Here is an 8,984-nt window from a genome sequence, read left to right as displayed (position 1 = left end):
GTCGTTCTCAGCGAGCAGCGCTGCGTTCTGTGTGACAAGATCTCCTGCCGCACGCTCAGCCATCGGCCAGTCGTGGTGGGTGAGTGCGTAGTTCAGCGCGGTCATCGTGGTTCTCATGCTGCGGCTCCCCTCAATACTTGACTGAAACATGGCGGATTTTTCCCTGAGCAATCGCGGTGATGACTGCCTTGCACTGCTCGTCCGTCAGACCGAAAGCCGATAGGTCCGCTGCCGCCTCACGATTTATCTTTCCACAGTGAGCGCGGTTTGCTGCGCGTCGCTCTTCTGCGGCGATCCGATCAGCAGCTTCTTTTGCTGCGCGCGCTCGCTCGGCTTCGATTGCGATCTGCTTCTCACGCTCGGCCTTTGCTATTGCCGCGAGCCTATCTGCTTCTGCCTGCTCGGCATCCTGCAGCGCCTGACGCTTTGCCCGTTCAGCCTCGTTTTTCGCCGCCTGAGCCTGAATCTCGAGTTCTCGTTTTTCGCGTGCAGCCTTTTCTTCAGCAGCGATACGCGCGTCTTCTGCCGCCTTGGCAGCGATCTTCTTCTCACGCTCGCGCTGAGCCGCTTCCTGCTCAAGTCGACGCTTCAACTCGGCTTCCTGAGCCAGACGACGCTCTTCTTTCTCGCGTGCGTCCCGGGCAATAGCGGCTTCCTTCTGTGCCTCAAGTTGTTCCGTAACATTCGTGACAGCAAGCTTTGCCCGCGCACTAAATTCCTCGAAATCACGACCGGACAATTCTGTCAGCCGATCCTGTCGGCTCTTTACGATCTCGACAGAAGGGTCCTCATCAAACCGGGAAAGCGCCTCAATCTCGAGAATTACTGCTTTATGTGCGTCTGTTCGTGCAGTTTCACGAGCTTCGTATTCATCTACAGGTTTGCGGACCTCATCCCGAAGACCATCCATACGCTCACGAACAGTACGAAGCTCTTTGTTCACGAGATCGACTGTCTTCTTCGCATCTGCCTTCAGATCATCGCCCATTTTCTCGAGAGCTGTTTTGGAACGCGATACCTGATAGGCGATCGACTTGATCTCCTTACGGCCTTTTTCTGTCGTGGCGTCGGTTGGTATGGCGCGAACGCGGCTTTCCACATCGGAAAGCAACGCCTCAATTCCGCCCTCACGAAACACCTCTGCTGGAACCAATGCGCCAGTATTCAGAACAGCGACTTCACTTCCGCTCATCTGTATTTCCTCCATTACTTGCCGTATCCGGCTACCAGGCGAGGACCGAAGCCCTCGTAGGGCAGTGGGATCAGGCGGCGACTGCGTGATTTTCGTTCAATATCGACGCAATATCGCGATCGCGGTCTGCGTCTGTGTAGGGGTTCGGGCTATGAATCCTCTGAGCCTCAAGAGCGATCTTGAAGTCATCGTCATTCGGAGCCTTGCGGCCTTTCGTATTGGCTAGCGTCAGAGCGAAAGAGCGAGCGCCATCCTCTAAGGTGGAAAGAACTGACACGTCCTCACCATCGAAGATAAGACGCTCTCCATTCGCCAGCAGCAGAGCGACAGCATTGTCTCGCATTTCGCCGTTCGGCGCGTATCCAATAACCATTCCGCGCTGACCGATATATTTTGGGTCAATCTTCGAAAGGGGCGATCCGCTGATCTGCGCTACCTGTGCCATCCCATCCTCCTAGGCGTGTGGTGCCGTGTTGATGAGGGGAATGTATGCTCAGTCACGCTAAGCGGTCAAGAGAAAAAATTAGCGGCGCTGAGCATTTTTCTAAGCATCAGTTATCCGTGATTTTGTCTAATCTCGTGAGACAAATCAGTATATATGAGAACAAACACAGAACACGCGAGGCGCGGATATGGGAGAATCGCCTGAGAATCAGAACGCCTTATCGTCTTCCTATGTGGAGGAGGTCGATGACGGCACGCTTTTTTTCGTCGGTGAGAGATCGCCAAAATCTGAGAAGGGCAAGTTCGTCAGGATCTTCGATGACCTGACCGCCGAATGGGGAGGAGTCGCTTGGATCGAGTTTATCTTGGATAGAAAGCACCGCCCTTAACGCTGCCCAATTTTCTTGGGTGGGTAGAGTAAGGTCGGTTTCCCATTGCCCCACAGCCCCAGCGCTGACCTTCAGGATCTTCGCAAGGGCTCTCTGGCTAAGGCCAGCCTTATTTCTTGCTGTTCTAATTATGTCGCCCGGTGTCATGGGGGCATAGTGCCTTTGTGTCTGCTTAATAGCACTGAGCAAAACGCTTGCCTTTTATCGCTCAGTGATGCTAAGCAGCACTCATGAGCAATCCAGTTGGAATTGAGCTTGTTCGGTCTACGCGAGGCGCGTCTGCCCGGATAGCAAAAGCCCTCAAGATAACGAGGGGCGCAGTCTCTCAGTGGGACAAGGTTCCTGCCGAGTTTGTTGTGGAGATTGAGCAGGCAACCGGGTTGTCGCGCGAGGAACTCCGCCCCGACCTCTTCCGCCGCGAGGAGGCGCAGCCATGAGAGCATTTGCCCAAGCGGATGCTCTCTGGTTCGAAACCACCAATGTCGGCTCCATGCTCATGCTCCTGTCCGGGTCGCCGATGCTTCCTGTGGCTGGCTTTGATGCGCTGCTCGACGTTGGTGGGTTTCAGCTTCTGCTTTCTTTTGAGTTCTCAGGCGGAATCAACAACCGAAAGCTGTACCGAGCCACTGGATCACGTCCGGCGCGTTCTGAAGACCTTTCTTCACCAACTCCCCCGTTACTGATTTCAGGGCCTCGCCTTGAAGGGTTTGGACCGCATGTTTGATTTTGCTTTTCTTCTCTTCGCTGGCATCAGATTTATCGACGGCCATGCAAATCAGAGCCTTGATGGTGTCGGCGTCCAGCTTAACTGCGACTATTCCAAGTTCGGCGGTCAGGCCGCCATCCTCACTGAGGTAGTCAATTCCCCTCGTTGTGATGCGAGCGCCTCCCCACGACCATTGACCGCCCATGGACTGCTGAATGAACGGTTCGCAAAGGCGGTGGTCGCGCAAGTAACAAAGGTTCGAGAAAAACTCGTCATCCGTTACTTCCGGCTTTTGGACTGCATCCCTATCCACGATGAGATCGGACGGATCTTTCCCAAGCTCCTGAAGAATGGGGAACCAGATCTCTTTCCGAACCATCGGTTTATTTTCGCTCATACCAATTCATCCTCGGTTGCAACGGGTGATGAAAGCGTGGGGGAGGTTGCGGCTCCCTCACGCGCCAAGAGCGTAGGCGATGACGGGGAGGGCAGGGAATGAGCCTCACCGCAGCAATCATCCTCACAGTCACGCTCTGGACGGTTCTCTCTGTCGTCGCGGGCCTCCTGTTTGCGGCGTTCTGCCGGGGAGGGGAGTGATGAGCGCCGATATCCCTGCCGGATACTGCAAGGTGGGCGCAATACAGGGCGGCCAATGGTTCTCGCTCGCCAAAACCAGAGCTGGCGAGCCGATCACCTACATGCTGTTGCAGCAGTGGAAGAATGAGCGACGTTGCGCCGTGCGGGTCGTGAAAGACGGTGCAACGTCCATCTACTGCGCCAAGCGGCTCTAATCGCACGCCATGCCCCCGAGCAATTCCAATTCAATCCTAGCCGCCAGATGCGTCCGGTCCCTCAGTGAGGCACCCGGATGCAGCGCGGCCCATGTTCGGGCAGCCGTTACCAGCGACTGCGCGATGATGGGCTGTGCGATCGGGGGATCCGTCTCCTGGTCGTATTCGTGCATCACCTCCATGTTTTGTTTCTCCGTTCTCTTCTCTGGCGAGATTGAGAATGGAGAAAGTGAATGTGGAAAAACAGCGTACAGATTCACCGAGATTTTCGGGGAGGTCGCATGAGCATCGTGGACGCCATGACCTACGCCGAAACCGTGACCGGGGTGCTTCGTCGTAAATACGGGCCCCTGCGCCACGCATCGAAACTGCTGGCGAAGGCTGTCGGATCGACGCCACGCACGGTTCAAAACTGGCTTGATGGGATCAATGCCCCGCGCGGTGCTGAACTCATCAGATTAATGCAGGAATGTGACGAATTGCGGGATGAAATATTCCGTATCGTCGAGGAGGGTAAATGCCAAAAGGATACGGCATCGACTTCGGTTGGTGCGGCTTCGGCACCGATGCCGGACCGCCGAAGGTCTACCGGCTGGGCTGGCTTCTGATCATCGTCTTCCCGGATGGGATCGAGGTTGTTTTGAGGAGCTATCGGGCTGCGCTCGTGATCAAGCGGGAAGGGGTGAAGAAATGACCCGCTCAAACACGCTAAACGATATGGACGCCTTCAGTATTGTCCGGAAATGGGCGGACAGTTTCAGATCCACAGCAGCAGCCGCCCGGTCGATTGGTATCGACCGCAGGCGTCTCAGCGAGCAACTCAATGCCGATGAGGAATTTAGCGAGGAGGTGCTGCGTGCTGCTGGGATCGTCCGCGTCCAGCCGCCAGCAGAATACTATCTGAGGGATGAAATCTGATGACCTACACCTCAGCAGATGGAATGCAATTAAAGCTTTCGGATATAATCTCGATGGTGTGCGCAGAGGAAATGTGGCGTCCAATAGAAGGATTTCCAAAATATGAAGTGTCTTCATATGGGAAAGTGCGTCGCGCCGGGAGCGGGAAGCAGATCATGCAGTCATGGACGCATGGGTACGCCTACATAAGTTTGTGTGCGGATGGAGGGGTTAAGACCCGACGGGTTCATCGGCTAGTAGCAGAAGCTTTTATTGGGACTCCACCTTTTGAGGGTGCCATTCTAGCCCACAATGATGGTGATAAAACAAATAACCGTGCGGATAATCTTCGTTGGGCAAGTCTAGCGGAAAACCAAGCAGACCGATCCCGCCACGGAACCAAAACATGTGGGAGCGCAGTAAAAAATGCAAAACTGCACGAAGACGATATCCCCAAAATAAGAGTTAGACTGATGCGCGGGGAAACATGCGTGGATATTGCGCATTCTTTCAATGTTTCCACCAGCACCATCAGCCTGATCCAACGCAATAAGATATGGAGGCACGTATGAGCGATCTCGGCCATAACAGTGCGATAGCCGTTGGCGGCATCGCGACTGAAAGATTGCGTTCGATTGTAGAAAGAGTTGAGCGCCTTGAAAGCGAACGCAAGGCTCTCTCCAGCGACATCAAGGATATTTTCGCAGAAGCAAAGAGCGCAGGCTTCGATGTGCCTACGCTCAGGCAGATCATCCGTCTGCGGAAGAAAGAACCGTCCGAGATCGAAGAGCAGGAAACGCTGCTCGATATCTACAAAAAAGCGTTGGGGATGTAGGGCGATGCTGAAAAGTCTCATGAGGCGCGTAGATAATTGCATGGTCACGCACCTGCTCAATAAGAATGCGTCATTACTTGATGAGAACATAATTATTCGTCGCAGAAACGCGATGCTTCAGATGGAAAACGCGCGCTTCCTCGGTGTCGTGGCCGCGAAGGAGCGGGAGATCGCCACCCTGAAAGACGAACTTCGTGTCCGAGATCGGAAGATCGCTGCTCTCAAGCGGGATTGTGTGGGGAGGTTCGTTTGATGCGCGTTCTCATTGGATGCGAATATAGCGGCGTCGTTCGGGATGCCTTTATCGCTCTCGGCCATGATGCCATGTCATGCGATATTCTACCTACAGATCGCGCGGGGCCGCACTACCAAGGTGATGTTCGTGATGTGCTGGATTACCCGTGGGATATGGCGATATTTCATCCTCCCTGCACGGACCTATCTGTCTCGGGCGCCCGACATTTTGCTGAGAAGCGTCTGGACGGCAGGCAGCAGGCAGCAGTGTCGTTCTTCATGAGTCTCACAAAAACGGCGATACCCCGTGTGGCTATCGAAAATCCGGTCTGCATCATGTCTTCGTTGTGGCGCAAGCCAGACCAGATAATCCAGCCGTGGGAATATGGTCATGGCGAGACGAAGGCGACCTGTCTCTGGTTGAAAGGGCTGCCCCTACTCCAGCCCACAGATATTGTGGATGGCCGGGAAAATCGCATTCACCGCATGCCTCCTTCAGTGGATCGTGGAAAACTCAGGAGCGCAACATATCCAGGCATTGCGGCAGCGATGGCCCAGCAGTGGGGGGGATACGCGTGATGCTCGGATACAACGGAGATGCGCTGCTTTACCCCGAGACGAAGCCGCGCACCGTGGCGTTCACACTCCCGGAAATGACCCCGCTCCTGAACGTCCTGATGCGGAAACATTACCGTTTCCGGTCACAGGACAAGCGCCGGACAGCCGCTTTCATCGCGGGCGAGATTGTTGGTCAGAAACCTGCCGAGCCGTTCAAGAAAGCCCGTGTGACGATCACGCGCTATTCGTCCGGCACTCCTGACGATGACGGATTGAAAGGCGGCGTGAAGGATCTTCTCGACTGCCTGACATCGCCGAAGCTTCTGGCAGGCGGAAAGGTGAAGAACAAATTCGGAGTGGGGCTGATTGTGGACGACAGCCCGGCGCACTGCCTGCTCGTCGTGTCCAGCGTGAAATGTAAGCGCGCAGATCAGAGGACCGAAGTGCTGATCGAGGAGATTGCGTGATGGCAAGAATTCCAGAAGGCGACGGAGCGCGACGTTTGTCGGCAGCATTATTCAAGGTCCTCAAGGCTGCGCAGAAAAAGAGCGGGCTTGGGGTAGGGCATTTCATGCTGAGCATAGGTTCCTCGGGTAATACGTATTATTTCCTACGCAACGGCCACGTTCCAGGCGGCCTGATGCTGCTGCGCCTGATCTATATGCTGGACATGGACCACGATGAGATCGGGAAACTGATCGATATCGCCGGTAAATATGCAGAGAAGCGTCTGTCCGATACTTTCCGGGACGCGCCGGTCCGTGCTACACCAAAAACAGCGAAGGCCGGGAGTGTTGGAAGCACTCGACCGGCCCTCTAACCAACGCGAGGAACGTACCCTTGCGCGGCTGATCCGGTACATGCCGGATACGCTGCCCGCCTGTCAACGATGGGTGTGGTGCGACTTCGCTCCGATATGGAGTGATGTGATGATTATCAAAGAATACCGCTTCCAGATGACGCAGCGCGCGGACGGAATGGATATTGCGCGGTTCGGAAAGTTTGAGGCGTCGAGCCGGAATGGCGCGAGTTGCAAACTGGCAAGGATACTCGTTGAGGCTGGCGCCAATGATGCGCCTGTTCTGATGATGCGAGGCACGGTGGCCTGCGTGAGATACCGGTCTCTGCACTGGCTGGCCACGAAAACAATCTCGGAAGCGACCGGTCATCCGCGCATGGTCGATTGGGTTGCGTTCGAGAGGCGCGATCTTTCTGACGAGGTGGCGGAATAATGGCGCGCATCCGGAGTGTTCATCCCGGTCTCTATACAGACGATGCCTTCATGGCTCTCTCTATGGCCGCCAGAATGTTGCTGATTGGGATATGGAGTCACGCTGATGACGGTGGCGGCTTCGAATGGAAGCCTATCGTTTTGAAGGCTCGGATTTTTCCCGCCGATAACATTGATATTTCTCCAGTTCTTGATGAGCTGGTGGCGAATGATGTCGTCCAGAAATATGACTTTGAAGGAAGGAGTTACGGCGCAGTTCGGAACTTCGGTAAATGGCAGAGGGCAAAAAAACCTACCCGGTTCGTGCCAATGCCGGAACCAGTTCGGAAATACTGCCACTCAGAAAGCATCTGCCCTAAATGTGAAGAAGGAACCAGTTCCGAACCAGTTCCGAACCAGTTCGGAAATTCCTCCGCAGAAGGTAGGAAGGTAGGAAGGTATGAAAGTATAAACGTTCCTTCGGAACGGCGCGACGACGCGCCCAGCCCGGCTCCCGACGCCCAGACCGACATCGAGGATTTCACCGGCCCCACCGAGATCCTGCTGCCGCAGCCGTCCGTTCCACCCGATGCCCGGACAACCCTGTTCACCGCTGGCCTGAAGGGCGTTCGAGCCCTGACCGGCAAGCCCGAGCCCGCATCCCGAGCACTGCTTGGACGATGGCTGAAAACCGCGAAAGACGATGCCGCCGTGGTCAATTCCGCTATTTCCGGGGCGCTGGACGTCCGGCCGGCGGACCCGGTCGCGTGGATCGAGGGGGCGGTTCGAAGCCGAGGGTCCGGGACGACGAGGCAGCAGGCGGTCAGGAACGCATGGGCCGGCGTTCCGGACATCGAGGGGGTTTGAGGCGATGAACGCAGTCACAACAAACGCCGCTCCAGTGCGGTTTTTTCAGCCGTCCAACGATCTCCTTGCTGTCGCTGAGGTTCTGGCATCCGGCACGCAACTGAACCGCCGAGACCTGACGCCGAGCCGGGTTGCTGAGGCCCGCGCTACGCTCGAAACCGCCGATCTGATGCTGGCTCCCGCAGCTCCGACGCTGATCGTGGCGTGGCTCAAAAAGCTGGCGCCACTGGTGAAAAACGCCCCCGCGTCGAAGGGGGATGCCTGGCAATTCGCGCAATTCGCGGCGGATATTTGCGACGACGTGCCAGCCGCCGCGTTCAACGAGGAAGCGCGGAAAGCATGGGTCAAGCAGGGCGAGAAAGGCACTTGGTGGCCAGCAATTGCGGAGCTTTACGCGCATCTCAAGCCATTCGGTGAGCGGGCAAAGCGCCAGATCGTTGGAGCGCGGCGTATCGTAGCAGCGGTCGAGCGGACACCCGATGAGCCACCCCGCCACAAGCCGTCCGCCGAGGAATGCGCCGCCGTCGCCGCCAAGCTGGAAGCACTCCGCGCAGAACAGGCCGCACAGAAGGCTCTGGAGGATGCAATCGCCGAGTTTGGTAGTTGGGTGCCGGAAGGCGCCGAGAACCTATCAGGCGACGATCTGGCGGATTTCTTGGAGGGGGTTATTCCGACGCTGGATGGTCCGAAGCGCCGCGTTACCGAAATGCGGGTCGAGGAGATGCGCAAACGCGCCGCGATGGTGAGGCAGGTGATGGGGATGGGGCGATGAGGGCGTCTGGATACGAGCGTAACGATGACGATTGGTATCAGGAGCCGGAGTGGGTGACCGATGCGCTCCTTGCAGTGGAGAGGCCGTTT

18 protein-coding genes are annotated in these 8,984 nt (G+C 56.3%); 13 read left to right on the top strand and 5 right to left on the bottom strand.

Annotation, left to right across the window (positions count from 1 at the left end; genetic code table 11):
* Window positions 1–130: 130 nt before the first annotated feature.
* From GVI59_RS18115 to GVI59_RS19525, 3 genes are all read right to left on the bottom strand, one after another.
* Window positions 131–1,192, bottom strand: a complete 1,062-nt coding sequence (locus GVI59_RS18115; protein ID WP_173575449.1) for a coiled-coil domain-containing protein — start codon at window positions 1,190–1,192, stop codon at window positions 131–133.
* 70 nt (window positions 1,193–1,262) lie between these two features.
* Window positions 1,263–1,637 carry a hypothetical protein gene (locus GVI59_RS18110; protein WP_173575448.1) on the bottom strand — a complete coding sequence of 125 codons (375 nt, stop codon included), beginning with the start codon at window positions 1,635–1,637 and terminating at the stop codon, window positions 1,263–1,265.
* A 217-nt stretch (window positions 1,638–1,854) separates the two neighbouring features.
* Window positions 1,855–2,172, bottom strand: coding sequence for a helix-turn-helix domain-containing protein (locus tag GVI59_RS19525; protein WP_173575447.1), 318 nt, complete (start codon window positions 2,170–2,172; stop codon window positions 1,855–1,857).
* An 83-nt stretch (window positions 2,173–2,255) separates the two neighbouring features.
* Here GVI59_RS19525 and GVI59_RS18100 point away from each other — a divergent pair, with 83 nt between their 5' ends.
* Window positions 2,256–2,462, top strand: a complete 207-nt coding sequence (locus tag GVI59_RS18100) for a transcriptional regulator (RefSeq protein ID WP_173575446.1) — start codon at window positions 2,256–2,258, stop codon at window positions 2,460–2,462.
* A 162-nt stretch (window positions 2,463–2,624) separates the two neighbouring features.
* Here the strand turns inward: GVI59_RS18100 and GVI59_RS18095 are convergent, their stop codons facing one another.
* On the bottom strand, window positions 2,625–3,128 hold the full coding sequence (locus GVI59_RS18095) for a hypothetical protein (protein WP_173575445.1): 504 nt from the start codon (window positions 3,126–3,128) through the stop codon (window positions 2,625–2,627).
* Window positions 3,129–3,327: 199 nt separating this feature from the next.
* On the opposite strand from GVI59_RS18095, the gene GVI59_RS18090 reads away from it, so the two are divergent.
* Window positions 3,328–3,522: a hypothetical protein gene (locus GVI59_RS18090; protein ID WP_173575410.1), complete on the top strand. Its 195-nt coding sequence runs from the start codon at window positions 3,328–3,330 to the stop codon at window positions 3,520–3,522.
* Here the strand turns inward: GVI59_RS18090 and GVI59_RS18085 are convergent.
* Window positions 3,519–3,695, bottom strand: a complete 177-nt coding sequence (locus GVI59_RS18085) for a hypothetical protein (protein WP_173575411.1) — start codon at window positions 3,693–3,695, stop codon at window positions 3,519–3,521. The two genes, GVI59_RS18090 and GVI59_RS18085, sit on opposite strands and share 4 nt — an antisense overlap.
* A 344-nt stretch (window positions 3,696–4,039) precedes the next feature.
* Here GVI59_RS18085 and GVI59_RS18895 point away from each other — a divergent pair, with 344 nt between their 5' ends.
* The 11 genes from GVI59_RS18895 to GVI59_RS18030 all read left to right on the top strand — a co-directional run bounded on the left by GVI59_RS18895 (window position 4,040) and on the right by GVI59_RS18030 (window position 8,895).
* On the top strand, window positions 4,040–4,216 hold the full coding sequence (locus tag GVI59_RS18895; protein ID WP_206752381.1) for a hypothetical protein: 177 nt from the start codon (window positions 4,040–4,042) through the stop codon (window positions 4,214–4,216).
* Window positions 4,213–4,440 (top strand): hypothetical protein, encoded by a 228-nt coding sequence (locus tag GVI59_RS18075; RefSeq protein WP_173575443.1) that lies wholly within the window; start codon window positions 4,213–4,215, stop codon window positions 4,438–4,440. The genes GVI59_RS18895 and GVI59_RS18075 overlap by 4 nt, the downstream gene beginning before the upstream one ends.
* Window positions 4,440–4,991 carry an NUMOD4 motif-containing HNH endonuclease gene (locus GVI59_RS18070; RefSeq protein WP_173575442.1) on the top strand — a complete coding sequence of 184 codons (552 nt, stop codon included), beginning with the start codon at window positions 4,440–4,442 and terminating at the stop codon, window positions 4,989–4,991. Before GVI59_RS18075 ends, GVI59_RS18070 begins: the two co-directional genes overlap by 1 nt.
* On the top strand, window positions 4,988–5,254 hold the full coding sequence (locus GVI59_RS18065) for a DUF2312 domain-containing protein (protein ID WP_173575441.1): 267 nt from the start codon (window positions 4,988–4,990) through the stop codon (window positions 5,252–5,254). The genes GVI59_RS18070 and GVI59_RS18065 overlap by 4 nt, the downstream gene beginning before the upstream one ends.
* A 40-nt stretch (window positions 5,255–5,294) precedes the next feature.
* Complete coding sequence (locus GVI59_RS18060) at window positions 5,295–5,507, top strand: hypothetical protein (protein WP_173575440.1); 213 nt, start codon at window positions 5,295–5,297, stop codon at window positions 5,505–5,507.
* A complete protein-coding gene (locus GVI59_RS18055; protein ID WP_173575439.1) occupies window positions 5,507–6,067 on the top strand; it encodes a DNA cytosine methyltransferase in 561 nt (186 codons plus the stop codon). Before GVI59_RS18060 ends, GVI59_RS18055 begins: the two co-directional genes overlap by 1 nt.
* Entirely contained in the window at window positions 6,067–6,513 is a 447-nt protein-coding gene (locus GVI59_RS18050; protein ID WP_194299185.1) for a hypothetical protein, read from the top strand. The genes GVI59_RS18055 and GVI59_RS18050 overlap by 1 nt, the downstream gene beginning before the upstream one ends.
* Window positions 6,513–6,866 (top strand): hypothetical protein, encoded by a 354-nt coding sequence (locus GVI59_RS18045; RefSeq protein WP_173575438.1) that lies wholly within the window; start codon window positions 6,513–6,515, stop codon window positions 6,864–6,866. The genes GVI59_RS18050 and GVI59_RS18045 overlap by 1 nt, the downstream gene beginning before the upstream one ends.
* 109 nt (window positions 6,867–6,975) lie before the next feature.
* The gene (locus GVI59_RS18040) at window positions 6,976–7,278 is read left to right on the top strand and encodes a hypothetical protein (protein ID WP_173575437.1); all 303 of its coding nucleotides are present in this window, start codon (window positions 6,976–6,978) and stop codon (window positions 7,276–7,278) included.
* Window positions 7,278–8,123: a hypothetical protein gene (locus tag GVI59_RS18035; RefSeq protein WP_173575436.1), complete on the top strand. Its 846-nt coding sequence runs from the start codon at window positions 7,278–7,280 to the stop codon at window positions 8,121–8,123. The genes GVI59_RS18040 and GVI59_RS18035 overlap by 1 nt, the downstream gene beginning before the upstream one ends.
* Window positions 8,124–8,127: 4 nt before the next feature.
* A complete protein-coding gene (locus tag GVI59_RS18030) occupies window positions 8,128–8,895 on the top strand; it encodes a hypothetical protein (protein WP_173575435.1) in 768 nt (255 codons plus the stop codon).
* Window positions 8,896–8,984: the final 89 nt, after the last annotated feature.

This window comes from Acetobacter sicerae, assembly GCF_011516765.1.
In the GTDB taxonomy this organism is placed as follows: domain Bacteria; phylum Pseudomonadota; class Alphaproteobacteria; order Acetobacterales; family Acetobacteraceae; genus Acetobacter; species Acetobacter sicerae.
The sequence above is the reverse complement of the archived record's forward strand: the minus strand, read 5'-3'. Positions and strand labels throughout refer to the sequence as shown.